This is a genomic window from Sulfitobacter sp. CW3 (genome assembly GCF_019392245.1).
In the GTDB taxonomy this organism is placed as follows: Bacteria; Pseudomonadota; Alphaproteobacteria; order Rhodobacterales; family Rhodobacteraceae; genus Sulfitobacter.
The window spans coordinates 183487-204482 of record NZ_JAHXRL010000001.1 but is presented as its reverse complement, the minus strand read 5'-3'; the positions used below and the strand labels follow the sequence as shown (position 1 = coordinate 204482).

The window sequence follows — 20996 nt, the reverse complement described above, 5'->3', positions numbered from 1 at the left end:
CACACGACGTGCTACGTGATCTACCTTAGCGTCGATATCTCAACGCTGGTTAGATCGGTCAAAGACGCCCCAATCAAACGCAATGCCGCAAGGGACATGCGGCTTCCTGCCGTGGCCGGCCCCTCGATCGGGATCAACATCACAGTGGATGATTTGCCCGTCGCAGGGTTTTTGACGCGGCCCTGCATTTCGGTCTTCACCAAAGGTGTTTTGATCCACAGGCCCGGCTCTGTCGCACTGCCCAAGGATACAACGGTCGTTCCCAAAACCCGTGCCCCCGCCGCCGCAGGGGCAACCGCGGCCGCGCGCTGTTCGGGGGTGGTGGTGTCCAATGCCTCAACCGTGCGGGCCGCTGCGGGTGGGCGTGGTGCCGATGTAACGGGGTCATAACTCGCTTGATCCGCATCCTCAGCAGCGGGCAAAGCAGCCGTTTTATCTGCATTAGGCCCCGCAAGACCCAAGCGTTCCATAGGGGCACCACAGGCAGCAAGCCCAAGGCAAATCGTACAAAGAATGAGACTATGTTTCATAGCGTTGTGGATAGCCGCCCGCGGGTGTTGCTTCAATCACCTTATTGTACCTTGCCCCGCGATGGGCCGATGTTTACCTATGGGGTATGAATGCACCATTAATTGACCCGTTTGCCCGCGCGATCACCTACCTGCGTGTCTCCGTCACGGACCGCTGCGATTTCCGCTGCGTCTATTGTATGTCAGAGAATATGAATTTCCTGCCGAAAAAGGAACTTCTCACGCTCGAGGAACTGGACCGCCTTTGCACCAATTTCATTGATCTTGGCGTGCAAAAATTGCGCATCACCGGCGGCGAGCCTTTGGTGCGCAAAGGCATCATGACCTTCTTTGACAGCATGACCCGCCATCTGGATGCGGGCACCCTCAAGGAACTGACCCTGACCACCAACGGCAGCCAGCTCGAACGCTTTGCGGGTGATCTTTATGCCGCTGGCGTGCGCCGCGTGAACGTGTCGCTTGATACGCTGGATGATCAGAAATTCGCAGACATCACACGCTGGGGTCGTCTGCCCCAAGTGTTGCGTGGCATTGATGCGGCACAGGCGGCAGGGTTGCGGGTGAAAATCAACGCCGTGGCGCTAAAAGGGTTCAATGAGTCTGAACTGCCCAGCATGACCGCATGGTGTGCGGATCGCGGCATTGACCTGACCTGGATCGAAGTCATGCCCATGGGCGATTTGGGCAACGAGGACCGTCTGGGCCAGTATTGGTCCCTCAAAGACGTGCGCCGCGCCTATGAGGATCACTATTCCGTCACAGATCTGGCAGAAAACTCAGGTGGCCCAGCCCGTTATGTGCGGCTTGAGGAAACCGGCCAGAAAATCGGTTTCATCACCCCGCTTAGCCATAATTTCTGCGAAAGCTGCAACCGCGTGCGGATTACCTGCACCGGAGAGATATACATGTGTCTGGGACAGGAAGATGTCGCTGACCTGCGTGCGCCCCTGCGTAACCACCCTGATGATGACGCGCCGTTGAAAGATGCAATTCGCGCGGCGATCAACCTCAAACCCAAGGGCCATGATTTCGATTATTCCCGGCAAAAACTGGACGGGCAGATGCCCCGCCACATGAGCCACACAGGCGGCTGACAGGGTCGTGCCAGTGCCTTTTCTCTATCGTGCGTGGGTCGTCGCCAGCATGGGGTTGGTTCCGTTCTTTGCACGGTCACAAACCGCCAAGCTGCGCGAGCAAGGTGTCCCGGTGCGCCGCGCCCATGAAAAGCTTGGGCATGCCACTCAAGACCGTCAAGGATCAGGCCCGCTGATCTGGCTGCACGCCGCATCCGTCGGCGAAAGCCTGTCCGTGCTGGCCCTGATCACGCGCATGGGGCTGATTTTGCCCCGCGCGCATTTCCTGATCACATCGGGCACGGCCACATCTGCTGCACTGGTCGCCCAACGCATGCCGCCGCGCACTGTCCACCAATTTGCCCCCCTTGATGCGCCCGGCCCGTTGAAACGGTTCTTGCGCCATTGGCGGCCTGACGCGGCGATCTTTGTCGAAAGCGAACTTTGGCCGCAAATGCTGCGCCGGACCCATGCCACGGGCGCTAAAATGGCCTTGGTCAATGCGCGGCTGTCCGACAAATCGGTCGAGACATGGCGCAAGCACCCGAAAATGGCCGCCTATCTGTTTGATGTGTTCGATCTGATCCTGACCCAAAACGACGCGATGGCTCACAAGATGGTCAGCATGCACGCGCCCTCGGACCGTGTTGCGCGGGGTATCAACCTCAAATCCATGGCGGGGCCCCTGCCGGTTGACGAAGACGCGCTGTTTGACGCTCGCGCTGCACTGGGGCACCGACCTATATGGGTTGCGTCCTCGACCCACAAAGGTGAAGAAGACGCTGTTTTACAGGCGCATCAGACGTTGTTGAAACAGTTCCCCGACCTGTGTCTGATCCTTGCCCCGCGCCACCCCGAACGCGGCGACGCGGTCGAAGAGATGGTGACGGCGGCGGGCCTGACCTGCAACCGGCGCAGCCGCGGCGATGCGCCCGGCGCGCAGGTTTATCTGGCTGATACGCTGGGCGAATTGGGCCTGTGGTATGCGATGACGGACATTGTATTTTTAGGCGGCTCGCTGCTGCCCATCGGCGGGCACAACCCGTTCGAGGTCGCCCAAGCAGGCGCTGCGGTTCTGTCGGGCACACATGTTGCAGCCTTTGCCGAAACCTATACCCAGCTTGAAGCCGAAGGTGCCGCGCACTTCGTTGAAGACGGTGATGATCTGACCGCAACTATCGCCAATCTGCTGTCGACGTCACACGAGTTGACTGACATGACCGACGCTGCCAAACGGTTTGTCGCCGCACAGGACGACCAGCTTGATGGCATTGCCGCGCGGCTTGTGGCCGTGCTGGGGCTGGAAGCAGGATGAAAAGAAAGCTTTTCGTCACCAACTTTAACAAGAACTTTACCGGCGTGTCGGCGACGGCAGCCAATGTGATCCGCGCGCAGATGGACAGTTATGATCTGGCGCTTGTCGGCCGCCCCCTGCCCGGCTGCCCCGATCCGATCACCGTGAAACAAGCCCGCGCGGCATCCACCGACGGGGCAATCTGGCATGTGCGGCGCAATACGGAAATGCGCGCCGCACTTTGGGCGCGCGACATCCTGCGTCTGCCGATTAAGATCGTCTTTACCTCGGCGGCGCAACGACGGCATTCGGCCTATCCCCGCTGGTTGATCAGCCGCATGGATGCCGTGATCGCCACCACCGACAAAGCCGCCAGTTTCGTGCCCCACGTCCGCGCAGTGGTGCCGCACGGCGTGGATACCGCCCTGTTTCACCCTGCCCAAGACCGCGCCAAATCGTGGCAAGCCTTGGGGTATGGCGGCAACGTGGGCATCGCCACGATTGGCCGCATTCGCCCCGAAAAGGGCACTGACCACTTTGTCAAAGCGATGATTGATCTGCTGCCCGATCATCCTGATGCTGTCGCCTTGGTTTTGGGGAAAGCCACCCGCGAACATCAGGCGTTCCTTGCTGGCCTAAAAGACGATATCAAAGCAGCCGGCCTGACCGACCGCATCCTGTTTCCCGGTGAAATCCCGGCCCAAGACCTGCCCGCGCTGATGCGCGCGCTGTCGCTGGTCGTGCAGCTGCCACAATACGAAGGCTACGGTATGGTCCCGCTCGAGGCGATGGCATCCGGCGTGCCGTTCATTGGCTATGAGGCGGGATATTACAGCGCCTTTAGCGCGCAAGGCCGCGCAGGTGTGATCGTCGATACCCCGAAAGCCGCCGCATTAGCTGCGAGACAAATCCTGAACGGGAATGTCGATAAAATGGGCAATATCGCCCGCACCTATGTGATCGAAAACTTCAGCGCCAAGGCCGAAGCCGATGGCATCGACGCGGTCTATCAGATGATCTGGGCGCAGGGTTAGCCCCCGCGCCCGAACCGAAACTTAGCCGATTGGCATGCGTTGTTCCGCAAGCCCTGCCCACCAGCTGCACCCAGCCGGAATCACATCATCGTTAAAGTTGTACATCGGGTGATGCACCATGGCGGTGTCGCCATTGCCCACCAGAATATAGGCACCGGGACGCTCTTCGAGCATGAACGCAAAGTCTTCGCCGCCCATCACCAGCGGGGCCTCGTCACATTGACCGGAAATACTGCGCGCCACATCGGCGGCGAATTCGGTTTGGTCATCATGGTTCACCATCACCGGATAGTTGCGGATATAGGTCACCTTGGCCGTGGCACCGAACGTCGCGGCGATGCCTTCGCAGATCTCGGTTACGCGCTTTTCAGCCAGATCGCGCAGATCATTGGACAAAGTCCGCACAGTGCCCAGCAGGTTAACCCGCTGCGGGATCACGTTAAACGCCTTGGATGACGATTCAATCGAGGTGATCGACACGACGATATTGCCAATCGGATCGGCATTGCGGCTGACGATGGTTTGCAGCGCTGTGATCATTTGCGCAGTGACCACCATTGTATCAATGGTTTCGTGCGGTTTGGCAGCGTGCCCACCCAGACCTTCGACTTCGATCTCAAGCAGATCGGTCGCGGCGAAAAACGGGCCCGGACGAATGGCGAAACTGCCCGCTGGCATGCCCGGCCAGTTGTGCATGCCGTAGACTTCTTGGATGCCCCAACGATCCATCATGCCGTCTTTGCACATCTCGCGGCCACCGCCGCCACCTTCTTCGGCGGGTTGGAAAATCACGACCACGGTGCCGTCAAAATTGCGTGTTTCGGCCAGATATTGCGCGGCCCCCAACAACATCGCGGTGTGACCGTCATGGCCGCAAGCATGCATCGCATTGGGCGTTTTCGATGCGTATTCGACGCCGGTTTGTTCATGAATGGGCAGCGCATCCATATCGGCGCGCAGGCCGATCACCTTGCCCGACGTGGTTGCGTTGCCCTTGATCACACCAACAACGCCGGTGCGGCCAATGCCCTCGACGACCTCGTCACAGCCAAAGGCGCGCAGTTTTTCAGCGACAGTGGCGGATGTCCGGTGGGTTTCGAACAGGATTTCAGGGTGTTCGTGCAAATCACGGCGCCATGCAGTGATATCATCGTGAAGTTCCGCAAAGCGGTTTTTAACAGGCATTGTAGGTCCTTTTTGGGAGGTTTTTATCTGTGGAGCGCGGGCACCTTAGCCCACGCTGGGTAGTCGTGTTTCAACCATCTCGGCAAACCAGCTGCAACCGGCGGGGATGGCATCATCGTTGAAATTGTACATCGGGTGGTGCACCGTGGCACCGTCGCCGTTGCCCAGCATAATGTAGGCACCGGGTCGTTTGTTCAGCATATAGGAAAAATCCTCGCCTGCCATGATGGGCGGGGTATCACGGTCTACGCCGGGGGTCACTTTTTCGGCAGCTTCCGCGGCGAAATGGGTGTTATCCTCGGCGTTGATCGTCACAGGATAACCGCGTTCATAGATGATATCCGCGCTGCACTGATAGGCAGCGCAAGTATGGGTGACAATCGCCTCGAGCCGTTCCTGGGCCAGATCACGAATGCCCGCATCAAGCGTGCGCACAGTGCCGCGCAACCGCACGGTTTGCGGCAAGACATTGTGGCTGTCGGTGTCGGATCGCAGGGTGCAGACTGACACGACGACTTGCTTTAGCGGATCAACATTGCGGCTGGCGATGGATTGCAACGCCACAACGACATGGGCGGCGGCAAGGTTGGTATCAATGGCCTCGTGGGGGGCGGCGGCATGGCCACCCTGCCCTGTAATCACGATGTCGAATTCATCAGCCGCCGCAAGCAACGGGCCGGAGCGGATGGCAAATTCGCCCACCGGATGATCGGGCATATTGTGCAAGCCATATACCTCGTCGATGGACCAGCGTTCCATCAGGCCTTCCTCGACCATGACATTGCCACCGCCACCGCCTTCTTCGGCGGGTTGAAAGATCAGCACCGCGCGGCCATCGAAATTGCGTGTCTCGGCCAGATACTGCGCCGCCCCCAACAAGATCGCCGTGTGGCCGTCATGACCGCAGGCATGCATCTTGCCCGGATGCGTGGAAGCGTATTCAAGGCCCGTTGCCTCGGTTATCGGGAGGGCATCCATATCAGCGCGCAACCCGATGGTGCGGCCCGAGGTGTTTGTTTTGCCTTCGATCACCGCAACGATACCGGTTTCAGCGATGCCAGTGGTGATGTCTGTGATGCCAAAGCTGCGCAGCTTGTCAGCCACGAACGCGGCGGTCTTGGGCAGATCGAACTGCAGTTCCGGGATTGTGTGCAGGTGGCGACGCCATGCGGTGATATCGGCATGGGTTTCGGCAAAGCGGTTCTTGATCGGCATGGTAACTCCGGTAATAAAATCAGACGTTTGGGCCCAAAACCATTGGGCTGCCATCGCTAAAGCGCGACAGGCGGAAGCGTGTTAAGTCATGTCCCACATCGCGCCCCATGGCCAGTGCGGCCAACACCCGCCCCATCCCCGGACCGATGCCAAATCCATGGCCCGACATGCCCGTGCCGATGGTAAGCCCCTGTAAACTAGGCACCTGATCCACGACAGGTACGATATCGGGCATTGTATCAATCATACCGGCCCAAGCAGCCTTTAGGCGGACGGGAGGCAAATTCGGGAACAGCGATGAAAAATTACGCAAAAGACGGTTAATTTTGCGCATATTCGGGGACGGGTTCAGAATGCGCATTTCCTCGAATGGGGTGGTTTCATCATAGCGCCACCGGCGTTTGGTGCCCCATGCGTCTGGAAAACCTTTGGGTCCGTAGGGGTACAGCACCTGCCCGAAGGGATTCGCGCGAAGCTGGGTCAGGTAATGGGGGAAACTGCGAAAGGCATCAGGGCCAATGAACAGGTCCGGCGCGCCGGGCGGGGCCAGCGTATAGCCGCCATCCTCGCGCCGTCTGAAGGCCACTTTGCGGTTGGCGGCAGCCCCCGCATAAATTTCAGGCAGGGGTTCGGTCGCGGCCACGTTTTCACGCACCGAAAGTTGGGGGATGTTGACCCCGTGATTGCGCAAGAACATCGAGGACCACGCCCCGCCCGCCAACACCACTTGCGGGGCGCTGATCCGACCGGATTCGGTGATCACCCCGGCGACACGGCCCGCGGCAATATCCAGCGAACGCACGGCGCAGTTTTCAACGATTTCGACCCCATCACGCGCCGCAATCGCCGCCAAGGCGGGCACCGCGACCCATGGTTCAGCACGCAGATCGGACGGCGTCACCAATGCTGCCAAGGCTGGTTTCGCCATGCCGGGGAACATGGTCTTGACCTGCGCCGAGGACAGGATTTTGCTGTCCACACCGTTGGCCCGCGCATGGGGCAGCCATTCCTCGTAATCTGCTACCTGACCGGGTTTATCCGCAAAATAGGTGATCCCGCCCTGACGCAAGCCGATGTCGATATTGGTCTGCCCCGCCAGTTCGCGCCAAAGGTGCTGTGCCTCGGCCATAATCGGCATCTCGTCTGGGTCACGCCCTTGTTGCCGGATCCAGCCCCAGTTCCGGCTGGATTGTTCGCCCGCGATGCGGCCCTTTTCAAGCAGGATAACTTTGCCGCCCTCGCGCGCCAGAAACAGCGCCGTGCAGACGCCAATAATGCCACCGCCAATGACGATGAAATCTGCCTGAGTACTGTGCGGGCCGGGATAAGTGATCGGGGTCGTAGTGTTGATGGGGAAGTGCATCATGCGCGCGTTCTATATGTGACGGGGCCAATTTGGAGGCCGGGTTGGGGGCCAGCCCCCGGTGCCGCGCTGCGGCCCCTCCCCCGGGATTTATTTCCATTTGGAATGGAAGGTTTGGGAGGGGCGCTTTGTGTCATTTCAATCGTTCGATTAAGTCTCGCATGAATTTATGCCCGGCCTCGAATTGCGAGACTTCGATATATTCATTTGGTTGGTGGGCCTGCGCGATGTCGCCGGGCCCGCAGATCACAGCGCTGTATCCTGCGTCCTGGAATTGACCGGCCTCGGTGCCGTAGCTGACCTTGTGGCTGGCATTGTCGCCGGTGATCTGGCGCACAAAGGTTTCGGCCAAGCCGTCCTTTTCGGGTTGCAAGGCGGGGACGTCGAAACGCGGCGTGACTTCGATATAGGTTTCAGGCACAACTTCTTGCATCTGCTTTTCGACTTCGCGCACCTTTTTCAGGTAGGCCGTTCCCCAAGCGTCTTTATCCTCGCCGGGGACCACGCGGAAATCCATTGCAAAGTAGCAATCCTTGGCCGTGATGTTATGGGCGGTGCCGCCGGAAATCTGGCCGACATGGCAGGTGGTAAAGGGCGGATCGAACATTGCGGCCAGTTCGGACGGTTTGCGCGCAAAGTTTTCGGTGTTCATGTCATTGGCCCACTCGATCAGTTTGGCCCCTGCCATGATCGCGTTCACCCCGGTGTGCATCAGCGAAGAATGGACCTCGAACCCCACCACGTGGGTGTTGAAGCCACAGCCGCCTTTGTGGCCCGTGACCGCCTGCATCGTCGAGGGTTCGCCCACGATTACCAGATCGCCCTTGGGCAGCACCGGTTGCATGGCTTCGATCATCGGTGGGGCTCCGGTGCAGCCGACTTCTTCGTCAAAGCTGAGCGCGATTTGCAGTGGCCGTTTGATATCGCTGTACTTGGCCTCGACCATGGCCCATATGGCCATCGCGTCAAACCCTTTCATGTCGCAGGTGCCGCGCCCGTAGTATCGGCCATCGCGTTCAACGACGGTAAAAGGATCTGTGTCCCATGGCTGGCCGTCAACGGGCACGACATCCGTATGGCCCGACAAGACCACCGCGCCTTCGACCCAAGGGCCGACATGGGCAAACAGCGCATGTTTGGGCTGATCGGGGTCGATATAGCGGTGGCTTTCGATGCCGTGGCTTGCCAGATAGTCGGCCACCCAATCGATCAACGGGATATTCGTGTCACGCGAAACAGTGGGAAAACTGATCAGTTTTTCCATCAGCGCAAAGGGGGTCATACGTTCTGCCATGGGGCGATCCTTTAGTATCCGCTGTCGGTCAAAAGCACCTGATGGCCGGGAGAGACGGTTTTATAGACGGAGGGTTCGGGCGTGTAGCTGATCGGGTGAATCGGCGACGGAATGGGTTTGAAGTTCAGCTCGCTTTCCTTCTTGCGCTGACGCGGATCGGCAATTGGCACCGCTTTCATCAACGCTTGGGTATAGGGGTGCTGCGGGTTTTCGAACACTTGCTGCCGTGATCCGATTTCGACGATGCGGCCCAGATACATCACGCCGACCTGATGGCTGACCCGTTCCACAACGGCCATATCGTGGCTGATGAACAGGAACGACAGCTCCATCTCTTGTTGCAGCTCGAGCATCAGGTTCACGACCTGCGCCTGCACCGACACATCCAGCGCGGACACGGCTTCGTCTGCGATGATCAGCTTGGGGTTCAGGGCCAAAGCACGGGCAATGGCGACGCGCTGGCGCTGGCCACCGGACAGTTCGTGCGGGAAACGGCGCATAAAGCTGCGGGGCAATTCGACGCGGTCAAACAGCATCTCGATGCGTTTGGTCAATTCGGCCCCTTTGAGGGTGCCATAGTTGTGGATCGGTTCGGCGACCTGATCAGACAGCTGCATTTGCGGGTTAAGCGAGGCAAACGGGTCTTGAAAGATCATCTGCATATCAAGCCGTGCTTCGCGCAGATCACGGGCATTCAGCGCCATGATGTCCTTGCCCCCGATGTCAATTTCACCCGACAGCGGTTCAACAAGACGCAGGATCGACCGGCCGGCAGTGGATTTACCGCAACCGGATTCACCAACGAGGCTAAGGGTTTGGCCCTTGTTAATGGTGAAAGACAAATCCTCGACCGCGTGGACATTTGCGATGGTGCGGCGGAAAAAACCGCCCTTGACCGGAAAGCGAGTGGTCAGATTTTTCACGGTCAACAAGGTTTCGGTCGTGCCTTTGATCGGCTTGATTTCCTTGTCTTCGCTGCCCAACAATTTCATTGGCTCGGGATAGGCTTTGCCAGTCATTTCGCCCAGCTTTGGCACAGCGGCCAGCAACGCCTTGGTATAGGGGTGTTGCGGGTTCTCGAATATTTCCTCGACGGAGCCCTCTTCGACCTTGTTGCCGCGGAACATGACAACGACGCGGTCAGCCATCTGCGCCACAACGGCCATGTCATGGGTAATGAACATCACGGCGGTGCCGGTCTCACGTTTCAGCCGGTCGATCAGCGCCAGAATTTCGGCCTGAATGGTCACGTCTAGCGCGGTCGTGGGTTCATCTGCGATCAGCAGACGCGGCGAACAGGCCAGCGCCATCGCAATCACAACACGCTGACGCATACCGCCGGACAATTCATGTGGGTATTGCTTAAGCCGCTGGTCCGGTTGGGGGATTCGCACTTGGGTCAGCAATTCCAACGCGCGGGCTTCGGCCTCGGCCTTGGTCATGCCTTTGTGCAAACGCAAGCCTTCGGTCAACTGGCGGCCCACGGTAAAGACCGGGTTCAGCGCGGTCATTGGTTCCTGAAAGATCATCCCGATTTCGTTGCCGCGAATTTCGCGCATCAATTCCTGATCGGTCTGCGCCAAATCGACTGCCGGCTTGTCCTTGCGCTCAAATAATAGGCGACCCCCAGCGATTTTTCCGCCGCCGAATTCGACCAAACGCATTAATGACAGCGACGATACCGATTTTCCCGAACCAGATTCGCCGACAACACAAACGGTTTCACCCGAATTAATGTCGAAACTGACGTTTTCGACCCCCAAAACAGGGCCGTCTTGGGTCTGAAATTCGACCCTAAGCCCTTGTATTTGTGCAATTGGTGTTGATGTGCTGTCGTCAAGCATTCGGATATCCAGCGCTGGTGATGTAATTGTCCCGCAGACGCTAAGACCATTCTTCCCCCAGTGTCAAACGGGACAGGCCGTAGGTATGTTACCGCTCTCTCAGTGCTTGCATTTTGCGCAAATTCTGCTTCGATAGCGGCACCCGCGATGAGAAACGCAATGTGACGAACCGTAACGAACATTTAATTGAACAGTTGTGTTTCGTCCTCTTGACCTTTCCTTCGCGATCATAAGAAAGTTGGGGTCATGTCAAAAAAACGACATCCGACGAAAAAAAGAGTGGCACCACAAAACATATCACCGGTGCCCAACAAGGAGTAAGTTATGAAGTTGAAAACCCTTTTGATGGGTGCAGTTGCCTCGACGGCTCTTGCCCCCGCTGCATTCGCAGCCGCCCATGAAGGCGAGCGCGGACGCGACGGCGAGGTCAAGATCATCTATTGGCAAGCGCCTTCGATCATGACGCCATATCTGTCGGGCGGCACCAAGGATCTTGAGGCAGCCAGCCTCGTGATTGAACCTTTGGGCCGGTACGACGAAAACGGCGCGTTGGTTCCATATCTGGCCACGGAAATCCCGACCGTTGAAAACGGTGGCGTTTCGGCAGACCTGAAATCCATCACATGGAAGCTGCAAGAGGGCCTGCTGTGGTCCGATGGCACACCTGTGACAACAGCGGACGTCAAGTTCACTGCTGAATACTGTATGCACCCAGAAGGCGGCTGCGCACAGGCATCCAAGTTTGACGGCGTGGAAAGCATCGACATCATCGACGAACTGTCGCTGACCGTACATTTCACCGACGCAAAACCAAACCCATATGGCCCATTCATGGGTGCACAATCCCCGATCATTCAAGCGGCACAATTCGCAGAATGCTTGGGCGCAAAGGCACCTGAATGTACCGAAGCTAACTTTAACCCGATCGGCACTGGCCCGTTCATGGTTACGGATTTCCGTCCAAACGACGTTATCCAGATGGTTGCGAACCCGAACTACCGTGATCCGAACAAACCTGCGTTTGCATCCCTGACCTTCAAAGGTGGCGGCGACGCGACTGCAGCGGGTCGTGCGGTTATGGAAACCGGCGAATACGATTACGCTTGGAACATGCAGTTGGCACCCGACGTGCTGGCGAAAATGGCCGAAGGCGGCAAAGGTACACCCATCTCGGCATTCGGCACCTTGGTCGAACGTATCGAAATGAACATGACCAACCCGTCGGCAGACCTGCCCGAAGGCGAGCGCGCGACTGTGATGCACCCGCATCCATTCTTGTCGGATTTCAAAGTCCGCAAAGCGCTTTCCATGGCAATCGACCGTCCGCTTTTGGTTGAAGTCGGCTATGGCCAAGCTGGCCGCCCGACCTGTAACCTTGTTCCTGCGCCTGCGCTTTATGCATCCGACAACACCGAATGCCTGACGCAAGACCTAGAAGGTGCCAAGGCACTGCTGGAAGAAGCAGGCTACGCCGATAGCGATGGCGACGGTGTCCGTGAAAAAGACGGCGTCAAGCTGTCGGTTCTGTACCAAACCTCGACCAATGCTGTCCGTCAGGATTTCCAAGCGTTGATCAAAGACTGGTGGAACCAAATCGGTGTCGAAGTAGAACTGCGCAACCTTGACGCGTCGGTCTTCTTTGGTGGTGACCCAGGTTCGCCTGACACGTTCCAAAAGTTCTATGCGGACGTTGAAATGTACGCCAACAACTTTGACGGCACAGACCCACAGGCATATCTGTCGGCCTACCGTTGTGGCGGCGAACCAAAACCATCCAGCCAATGGCAGGGTGAAAACATCAACCGCTTCTGTAACGAAGAGTATGATGCACTGCTGGACGAATTGTCCCGCACAGGTGAATTGTCCAAGCGCGGCGAAATCGCCAAGCGCCTGAACGACATCATCACCAAAGAAACCATGACAATCGTTCCACTGGTTGACCGTGGTCGTGTATCCGCAGCTTCGGCCACTTTGGGCGGCGTTGTGCTTAATACTTGGGATTCCGAACTTTGGAATGCCGCTGATTGGTACCGCATGAAGGATTAATACTTTCCTTCTGGAGGGGAGCGTGTATTACGCTCCCCTCTCTCGTACCGACCCTAATCATGACCACATCTATAACAGACTGACCTGCAAAGGCGCCGCGCATGCTGACTTTCACCATTCGACGACTGCTATTGTCGATCCCGACGCTCTTGTTCATCAGTTTGGTTATCTTCCTGCTGCTTCAGCTCGCCCCCGGCGATCCGATGGCACAGGTACCACTGACCGTGCCCCCCGAAGTCAAACAAAAGATGCGCGAAGCGCTTGGCCTCGGGCAGCCGATCTATGTGCAATACTACAAATGGCTGATCCAGTTTTTCTGGGTTGAACCGCAGGTATTCCTTGATTGGGCGACACGCGACACATTCCTGTTAGGCTGGTTGCCGGATACGAACTTCTCGACCTTTATTGACCCTGACAGCGGTGCCGTACGCCCCGTGCAGCGCACCATCAGCTGGCAGACCCGCAGCCCGATCATGGACATTGTGATCCAGCGGATGCCGCAAACCCTTTGGGTCGTGGGCCTTAGCTATGTTGTGGGCATCCTGATCGCCATTCCGATCGGCATCTATTCCGCCTACCGCCATTATTCACTGTTCGATCAGGCCGGTACATTCGTCACCATGGTCGGCTTTTCGATCCCGCCCTTCTTTACCGGCCCGCTGCTGATTGTGGTGTTTTCCGTCACACTGGGCTGGCTGCCGTCAATCTATGACACCACCCATGTGGTCACGGACTGGGCCAGCTTTAAGGTGCAGTTCATGCAGATGATCATGCCGGTCATGGTGCTGGCGCTGCAAACCACAGCCCAGATCAGCCGCTATATGCGCGGGGCCATGCTGGACAACCTTAACCAAGATTACGTGCGCACCGCCCGCGCCAAGGGCCTCAAAGAATCCTCGGTCGTGATGGTGCATGTGTTGCGCAATTCGATGATCCCCGTTGTTACGGTCATTGCCTTGGGCATGCCCGCGATTTTCGGCGGCGCGATCATCACCGAAAACGTGTTCAAGGTGAACGGTATCGGTCAGCTGTTGTTGACCGCCCTATTCGCCAATGACCTGCCGATGGTAATGACGCTGACGTTCATCTTTGCCATCCTCATCGTTCTGTTTAACCTGATTGCCGATGTTCTATACGGCCTGCTTGACCCAAGGATCCGCTATGACTGAGCAAGCCATTCCCGCAAGCCCCATCGAGGCCGACATCGAAACCTTTGGCGCGCTGGTCGACAAAGAACCGTCCAAGCCACCGCGCAGTCAGTGGTTCGACGTCTGGCAGCAGTTCCGCAAACACAAAGGCGCTGTGTTCGGGGGTGGCTTCTTGCTGTTTATCACGCTGGCCGTCGTGTTTGGCCCCTTCCTGTGGGATGTGGACCCCAAAGCGCTGGATATCCGCAACAAGAACTGGCGGCCCATCTACCAGCTGTTGTTTGACAACGAGGCCAAGGCCGGCTGGGCACATCCCTTTGGCACAGATCAGTTGGGCCGTGATATCATGGCACAGATGATTGCAGGCGGTCAGGTATCGATGGCTGTCGGTTGGTTGGCCATGGCGCTGGCGCTGGTCATCGGATCGGCGATTGGCGTGATCTCGGGGTATTTCAAAAAGCTGGATTTCTGGCTGATGCGTTTCACCGATCTGGTGCTGTCCCTGCCGATCCTGCCGCTGACGCTGCTGGCCGTGACGCTGTTCCGCCAGCCGTTGAATTCACGCTTTGGCCCCGAAGGCGGGATGTTCATCCTGATCGTGGGCATCATCGGCCTGACGTCCTGGATGCAAACCGCACGGATCGTGCGTGGCGATATTCTGGCGCTGAAAGAACGCGAATTCATTCTGGCCGCGCGGTCCATCGGGACGCGGTCGGGCAAGATCATCCGGCGGCACCTGCTGCCCAACGTCATCTCGCCCATCATGGTCTCTGCGACCTTGGGTCTGGCAACGGCGATCATCACCGAAAGCGCGCTGAGCTTTCTAGGTGTGGGTTTCCCGTCGGATTTCCCAACCTGGGGCAAGCTGTTGTCTGATGCGGTCAGCCGCATGCAGGAATTCCCCGAACGGGTATTGCTGCCGGGCATCGCGATTTCGCTGACGGTGTTGAGTGTGAACTATCTGGGTGACGGTTTGCGCGATGCCTTGGACCCGCGCCTGCGCGGTCGGTAATCACGGCGACCAGCCTCATACTTGGGTCTGTGTGGCGATTGCCGGATTTGAGTATTTAAGAAAGGGTGAAGGGAGGATGTTGGTCCTCCCTTTTTTATGTGGTGAATAAGGACGGTATCGGCCTGACTTGCCGGGTTCTTGGAACGGATATGTTCAAGGGGTCCAAGCGGCGGAATTCCCTTCTGTTCAGTACGTATAGATCAGAACAAAGTTCCATCTAACGGGCTGTAATACATATATGAATTGCTTGATATCAGAGATTTTTCACGCCAATTGGGAAAATATTCCATTTCCAAGAGGATCAGGCGATGTTCGAGACATTCGGTTTTGAAAACACCACCCCGCAGCAGGCATCTGTTCTGCTTGCCATCATCATTGGTGTGCTATTTGGCGTCTTTGGCCAGATCACCAAGTTCTGTTTTCGCAGATCCCTGATCGGCGAAGACCGAGTTTCCGCGGCGGGCGTATGGCTGACCGCGCTGGCCTTTGCCGTTGTTGGAACGCAAGCCGCCGTTGCCATGGGCTGGATCAGCTTTGCCGAGCATCGGTTTATGATCGCAGATCTGCCGATCGCTGCCATCGTGATTGGCGGTCTGATCTTTGGCGCGGGCATGGTGTTGACCCGTGGCTGTGTGTCCCGTCTTACCATTCTGGCGGGGTCGGGCAACCTGCGCGCCGCGCTGGTCGTCGTCGTCTTTGCGATCATCGCCCATGCCACCCTGAAGGGCGTGTTGGCCCCTATGCGCGTTGCGTTGGGCCGTGTGACCATCGACATGGGCGACAACATCAGCCTTGCCAGCCTGCCCGGTGGTGCGTGGCTTTGGACTGCTGTGATTGCCGTGCCTGCGCTGATCTATGCGCTGCGTTCGGGGAATGGGGTTGGTACCTTGGTCATGGCAGCTGTCATTGGCCTGCTTGCGCCGCTTGCTTGGGTCGGAACCGGATTCATCCTGTTTGACGAATTTGACCCCATCGCGATGGAAAGCCTGTCGTTCACATCCCCTGCTGCCGACAGCCTGTTCTGGGTCATCGCAAGCAGTGCTGTGCCTGCCGGTTTCGGTGTGGGCCTTGTGGGGGGCGTTATAATTGGCGCGTTGATCGCAAGCCTTAGCTTTGGCGGGTTCGGTTGGCAGAGCTTTGAAAGCCCCGCCCAGACCGGCCGCTATATGGCAGGTGCCGCGCTGATGGGCGTTGGCGGTGTGTTGGCCGGTGGCTGTACCTTGGGTGCTGGTCTGTCGGGCGTCCCTACCCTATCGCTGGCTGCGATACTGGCCATCGTGATGATCGCCGTTGGCGCATTGGCGATGAACGCGGTGCTGCGTGCGGCACCTGCTGGTCGCGTGGTGCACGGGTAATCTGTTATTGGATTTTGCGGCGCAACCGCCGCAACATTCCCCACACCAACACGACGACAACCGGCACGGCAATGGCAGTTAAAATGCCCTTGCTGATGCCAAAGGGTTCGGCCAGCGGATAGAGCATATAGCTGGCCAGCGACACTGCGTAATAGCTGATCGCGACCACAGAGAGCCCTTCGACGGTATGCTGCAGACGCAATTGCAGGTCCGAACGTTTGTCCATGCTCGCCAGTATCTCTTGGTTCTGGGCAGAGCGTTCAACATCCACCCGTGTGCGCAGCAGTTCTGACGCGCGGATGGCCCGGGCAGACATAGATTGCAACCGCGTCTCGGAGGATTTGACCGTGCGCATGGCGGGCTCGTAGCGGCGCATCATAAACTCGTCAAAACCTTGCCGTGACATAAACCGCGTTTCACGCAGCGCCGAAATACGTTGGTTAACGATCGCTTGATACGCCTCGGTCGCGCCAAGACGATATGAGGTTTCGGCCAAGAGGGTTTCGAGCTGCACCGAGATGTCGAGCAGCTTGTGCAATGTGTCTTCGGCCATGGCATCGGATGCCCGCATTGCCGCCATCAGACTGTTCAGCTGCGTGTCCAGGTCGTTCACCTGTCCGCCAAAGTCGCGCACCTTGGCAAAGCCCAGCATCGACATGGATTTATACGTCTCAATTTCGCACATCCGCTGGACAATGCGACCCAACCGCCGGTCACCGGTTTCGGGCGCGGCAAAAACCGCCATGCGCATATGGCCCGCTGAATCGATGCGGAAATCGCTGGCGACAACGGCGGCATCGTCCAGCACGTTGGCGACAGCAAGGCTTTCTGGGACGAACCAATCGTTCAGCGCAGCCGCGATCTGATCGTCTTTTTCGGGCCGGTCCACCAACCGCAACAGGATCGACGTGATGCGTTCGGCATTCAGGCCCCCGCGCCATTCGGCAGGAAAGACATCGAATTCAGCGGGATCAAACGGACGGTCGCCGATCTGGTCAGAAAACACGGTGTAGGTGACAAATTCCGTGTGCTGTTCCCACTTCAGGGCGTATTTCCCCATCGGGCCATAATAGTGCGTGGCGTGTGCTGCCGGCAGCGGTGCCCCATAGTGTTTGAGCAGCGCGGTTAGATGTTCAAGATCGACAGATCTGTCGCGGGTGGCCGCGTCACCCGGCGGGCGAAGGGCGATATAGGCGGCGACTTGGGGGGCGCTAAGCGACGGGAACGGACGGGCGTGCAATTCGCTGTTGAGCGCATAGCGCAGGGGATGATCCTTGATCGCAGCCATTTTATCCTCGTCTCTCAAAACGGTCATTCGGGCAAGGATACAACTATTCAACGCAAAGGGTAGAAATAAATTGATTATTTCCATTAGGTTACGGTGTACCGTTGAATACAGAACCGGATGTAAGACCTAGGTTTGATTGGCGGGCGGTCGGAATTTTCAAAAATTCCGGATCGATCTTTTTTTAAAAAAACCGGGCCCCAAACGCAAAAGGCGGCGCATTTCTGCACCGCCTTTCAATCTTTTACCGACCAGTGATCAGTCGATCAACGGCAGCAGCTTGTCCAAGCTGGCCTTGGCATCGCCATACAGCATCCGCGTATTGTCCTTGAAGAACAACGGGTTTTCGATGCCGGAGTAGCCCGTCCCCTGCCCGCGTTTGGACACGATCACGTTCTTGGCCTTCCAGCATTCCAGAACCGGCATACCGGCGATGGGGCTGTTTGGATCGTCCTGTGCGGCAGGGTTCACGATGTCGTTGGACCCGATCACAATGGCAACATCCGTGTTGGGGAAGTCGTCGTTGATCTCGTCCATCTCCATCACGATGTCATAGGGCACTTTGGCTTCGGCCAGCAGCACGTTCATGTGGCCCGGCAAACGACCCGCAACCGGGTGAATGGCGAAACGCACGTTCTTGCCTTGGGCACGCAGCTTTTTGACCAGCTCGCTAACCGCTTGCTGAGCCTGCGCAACCGCCATCCCGTAACCGGGGATGATGATGACACTGTCAGCTTCGTTCAGCATCGTGGCAACGCCGTCTGCTTCGATCGCGACCTGTTCGCCTTCAACGGCCATCTGTTCGCCCGCAGGGCCACCAAAGCCGCCCAAAATCACGCTGACAAAGGACCGGTTCATCGCCTTACACATGATGTAAGACAAGATCGCACCCGAGGAACCAACCAGCGCGCCAACAACGATCAGCAGATCATTGCCAAGGCTAAAGCCGATCGCCGCCGCGGCCCAGCCGGAATAGCTATTCAGCATGGACACAACCACCGGCATGTCCGCGCCACCGATGCCCATGATCAGATGGTAGCCAATGAACAAGGCCGCCAGCGTCATCAGGAACAGCGGCAGAAAGCCACCAGTGTTAAAGTACCAGATCAACGTCAGCACAGCGACAGCCGCCGCTGCGATGTTCAGCATGTGACCGCCGGGCAGCTTTTCTGCCGTGGACGACACGCGCCCCGCCAGCTTGCCATAGGCGATGACGGAACCGGTGAAGGTTACCGCACCGATGAACACGCCCAAGAACAGTTCGACCCGCAGAATGCTAAGCTCGACACCCGATTTCTTGGCGATCAACGCCGCGAAAGTGCCCAGTTCATACGGATCACCCCCAGCCGCAAGGAAACCACCGACGCGGCCAATCTCGAAATGTGCGATCAGGCCGACAAACACCGCAGCCAGACCGACGAGGCTGTGCATCGCAGCAACCAGTTCGGGCATTTGCGTCATCTGCACCTTTGTCGCCAGCTGATAACCGATGGCACCGCCACCCGCGATCAGGATGATCGACAAAAGCCAATAGCCAGAGCCCGGCCCGATCAGCGTTGCAGCCACGGCCAAAGCCATACCCACAATGCCGTACCATACCGCGCGCTTTGCGCTTTCCTGCCCGCTTAACCCGCCAAGCGACAGGATAAACAGGATTGCTGCGACCACATAAGCCGCTGTTGTGAAACCAAAATCCATGATCCCTGCCCCCTTAAGATTTCTGGAACATGGCGAGCATGCGCCGTGTCACGAGGAAGCCGCCGAATATGTTGATCCCACACATGAAGACCGACAAAGCCGCCAAAATAATCACCAAGAAGGACCCCGATCCAATTTGCATCAGCGCGCCCAGAATGATGATCGACGAGATCGCATTCGTCACCGCCATCAACGGTGTGTGCAAGCTGTGCGCCACGCCCCAGATGACTTGGAAACCGATAAACACCGACAGAACAAACACGATAAAGTGCTGCATAAAGCTGGCCGGAGCCACCAAACCAACCGCCAGCAGCAACGCGCCACCAATCGCCAGCAATGTAACTTGAGACTTGGTTTGCTTTTTGAACGCTGCCGTTTCAGCGGCACGCTTTTCTTCTGGTGTCAGTTCCTTGACCGGTGCCTTTTTCGGGGCAGCCGCAATCGCAGCCACTTTCGGTGGTGGCGGCGGGAAGGTCACTTCGCTGGCGTGGGCGATGGTCGCACCACGGATCACGTCGTCTTCCATGTTGTGATTGATAACGCCGTCTTTTTCCGGCGTCAGATCGGTCAACAGGTGACGGATGTTGGTGGAATACAGCGTGGACGCCTGTGTACCCATCCGGCTTGGGAAATCCGTATAGCCGATGATGGTCACGCCGTTATCCGTGACGAATTTCTCGTCCATCTTGGTCAGCTTGCAGTTGCCGCCCTTTTCCGCCGCCAGATCGACAATCACCGATCCGGGCTTCATCGCGGCGACCATGTCTTCGGTCCACAGCTCCGGCGCCTCGCGGTTGGGGATCAACGCCGTGGTGATCACGATATCGACTTCCGGTGCCAACTCGCGGAACTTGGCCAGCTGTGCCTCGCGGAATTCTGGCGAAGAAACAGACGCATAGCCGCCAGAGGCAGACCCGTCCTGCTGTTCTTCCTCGAAATCAAGGTAAACGAATTCGGCACCCATGGATTCGACCTGCTCGGCCACTTCGGGGCGCACGTCAAACGCATAGGTAATCGCACCCAAAGATGTCGCCGTACCAATCGCGGCAAGACCCGCGACACCGGCGCCAACCACTAGAACCTTGGCCGGGGGCACTTTGCCCGCCGCTGTGATCTGACCGGTAAAGAAACGACCAAAGTTATTGCCCGCCTCGATCACCGCACGGTAGCCCGCGATGTTCGCCATGGACGACAACGCATCCATTTTCTGGGCGCGGCTGATGCGGGGGATCATTTCCATCGCAACAACGGTGGCCCCTTTTTCGGCGGCCGCCTTCATCTTTGCCTCGTCCGCGACAGGGCTAAAGAACGAGATCAACGTTTGACCACTGCGCAGTTTCTTCATCTCTGCATCATCAGGTACGCGTACCTTGGCAACCACATCAGCAGCTTTCCAAAGTGCTGTTGCCGTTTTGACGACCTTAACACCTGCTGCGGTATAGGCTGCATCGTCAAAACCAGATGCCAGACCGGCACCCGTTTCGATCAAGCACTCATGACCTAGTTTTTGCAGCTGAAGCGCTGACTCAGGGGTCATCGCAACGCGACGTTCCCCCTCAAATACTTCCTTTGGCGTCCCGATCTTCAATCCAGAATCCCCCGTGTTGTCGTGTTACGTCC

16 protein-coding genes are annotated in these 20996 nt (G+C 57.8%); 7 read left to right on the top strand and 9 right to left on the bottom strand.

All coding sequences use genetic code 11. The annotated features are described in order from the left end of the window. Nucleotides 1-20: 20 nt before the first annotated feature. Nucleotides 21-530, bottom strand: a complete 510-nt coding sequence (locus KZZ06_RS00840; RefSeq protein ID WP_257884140.1) for a hypothetical protein — start codon at nt 528-530, stop codon at nt 21-23. An 86-nt stretch (nt 531-616) separates the two neighbouring features. Between KZZ06_RS00840 and moaA the strand changes: the two genes are divergently transcribed. The 3 genes from moaA to KZZ06_RS00825 are packed head-to-tail and all read left to right on the top strand — an operon-like array spanning nt 617 to nt 3931. Further along, nucleotides 617-1624: a GTP 3',8-cyclase MoaA gene (gene moaA, locus KZZ06_RS00835; protein WP_219578137.1), complete on the top strand. Its 1008-nt coding sequence runs from the start codon at nt 617-619 to the stop codon at nt 1622-1624. Between the two features lie 13 nt (nt 1625-1637). After that, nucleotides 1638-2918, top strand: a complete 1281-nt coding sequence (locus KZZ06_RS00830; RefSeq protein WP_308339986.1) for a 3-deoxy-D-manno-octulosonic acid transferase — start codon at nt 1638-1640, stop codon at nt 2916-2918. After that, nucleotides 2915-3931, top strand: coding sequence for a glycosyltransferase family 4 protein (locus KZZ06_RS00825; RefSeq protein ID WP_219578135.1), 1017 nt, complete (start codon nt 2915-2917; stop codon nt 3929-3931). The genes KZZ06_RS00830 and KZZ06_RS00825 overlap by 4 nt, the downstream gene beginning before the upstream one ends. A 21-nt stretch (nt 3932-3952) precedes the next feature. Here the strand turns inward: KZZ06_RS00825 and KZZ06_RS00820 are convergent, their stop codons facing one another. The 5 genes from KZZ06_RS00820 to KZZ06_RS00800 all read right to left on the bottom strand — a co-directional run bounded on the left by KZZ06_RS00820 (nt 3953) and on the right by KZZ06_RS00800 (nt 10832). Further along, nucleotides 3953-5116: a M20 aminoacylase family protein gene (locus KZZ06_RS00820; RefSeq protein WP_219578134.1), complete on the bottom strand. Its 1164-nt coding sequence runs from the start codon at nt 5114-5116 to the stop codon at nt 3953-3955. Between the two features lie 45 nt (nt 5117-5161). Continuing rightward, nucleotides 5162-6331 carry a M20 aminoacylase family protein gene (locus tag KZZ06_RS00815; RefSeq protein WP_219578133.1) on the bottom strand — a complete coding sequence of 390 codons (1170 nt, stop codon included), beginning with the start codon at nt 6329-6331 and terminating at the stop codon, nt 5162-5164. A gap of 19 nt (nt 6332-6350) precedes the next feature. After that, the gene (locus KZZ06_RS00810) at nt 6351-7697 is read right to left on the bottom strand and encodes an FAD-binding oxidoreductase (protein ID WP_219578132.1); all 1347 of its coding nucleotides are present in this window, start codon (nt 7695-7697) and stop codon (nt 6351-6353) included. A gap of 130 nt (nt 7698-7827) precedes the next feature. After that, complete coding sequence (gene argE / locus KZZ06_RS00805) at nt 7828-8988, bottom strand: acetylornithine deacetylase (RefSeq protein WP_219578131.1); 1161 nt, start codon at nt 8986-8988, stop codon at nt 7828-7830. A gap of 11 nt (nt 8989-8999) precedes the next feature. Next, complete coding sequence (locus KZZ06_RS00800) at nt 9000-10832, bottom strand: ABC transporter ATP-binding protein (protein WP_219578130.1); 1833 nt, start codon at nt 10830-10832, stop codon at nt 9000-9002. 324 nt (nt 10833-11156) lie between these two features. On the opposite strand from KZZ06_RS00800, the gene KZZ06_RS00795 reads away from it, so the two are divergent. From KZZ06_RS00795 to KZZ06_RS00780, 4 genes are all read left to right on the top strand, one after another. Then, a complete protein-coding gene (locus tag KZZ06_RS00795) occupies nt 11157-12878 on the top strand; it encodes a peptide ABC transporter substrate-binding protein (RefSeq protein WP_219578129.1) in 1722 nt (573 codons plus the stop codon). A 101-nt stretch (nt 12879-12979) separates the two neighbouring features. After that, nucleotides 12980-14047: an ABC transporter permease gene (locus KZZ06_RS00790; RefSeq protein WP_219578128.1), complete on the top strand. Its 1068-nt coding sequence runs from the start codon at nt 12980-12982 to the stop codon at nt 14045-14047. Beyond that, a complete protein-coding gene (locus tag KZZ06_RS00785) occupies nt 14040-15038 on the top strand; it encodes an ABC transporter permease (RefSeq protein ID WP_219578127.1) in 999 nt (332 codons plus the stop codon). The genes KZZ06_RS00790 and KZZ06_RS00785 overlap by 8 nt, the downstream gene beginning before the upstream one ends. A 308-nt stretch (nt 15039-15346) precedes the next feature. Beyond that, nucleotides 15347-16393 (top strand): YeeE/YedE family protein, encoded by a 1047-nt coding sequence (locus tag KZZ06_RS00780; RefSeq protein WP_219578126.1) that lies wholly within the window; start codon nt 15347-15349, stop codon nt 16391-16393. Between the two features lie 4 nt (nt 16394-16397). Here the strand turns inward: KZZ06_RS00780 and KZZ06_RS00775 are convergent, their stop codons facing one another. From KZZ06_RS00775 to KZZ06_RS00765, 3 genes are all read right to left on the bottom strand, one after another. Next, nucleotides 16398-17681: a DUF3422 family protein gene (locus KZZ06_RS00775; RefSeq protein ID WP_219578125.1), complete on the bottom strand. Its 1284-nt coding sequence runs from the start codon at nt 17679-17681 to the stop codon at nt 16398-16400. A 255-nt stretch (nt 17682-17936) separates the two neighbouring features. Next, the gene (locus KZZ06_RS00770) at nt 17937-19376 is read right to left on the bottom strand and encodes an NAD(P)(+) transhydrogenase (Re/Si-specific) subunit beta (RefSeq protein WP_219578124.1); all 1440 of its coding nucleotides are present in this window, start codon (nt 19374-19376) and stop codon (nt 17937-17939) included. Between the two features lie 13 nt (nt 19377-19389). Further along, nucleotides 19390-20964: a Re/Si-specific NAD(P)(+) transhydrogenase subunit alpha gene (locus KZZ06_RS00765; RefSeq protein ID WP_219578123.1), complete on the bottom strand. Its 1575-nt coding sequence runs from the start codon at nt 20962-20964 to the stop codon at nt 19390-19392. Between the last annotated feature and the right edge of the window lie 32 nt (nt 20965-20996).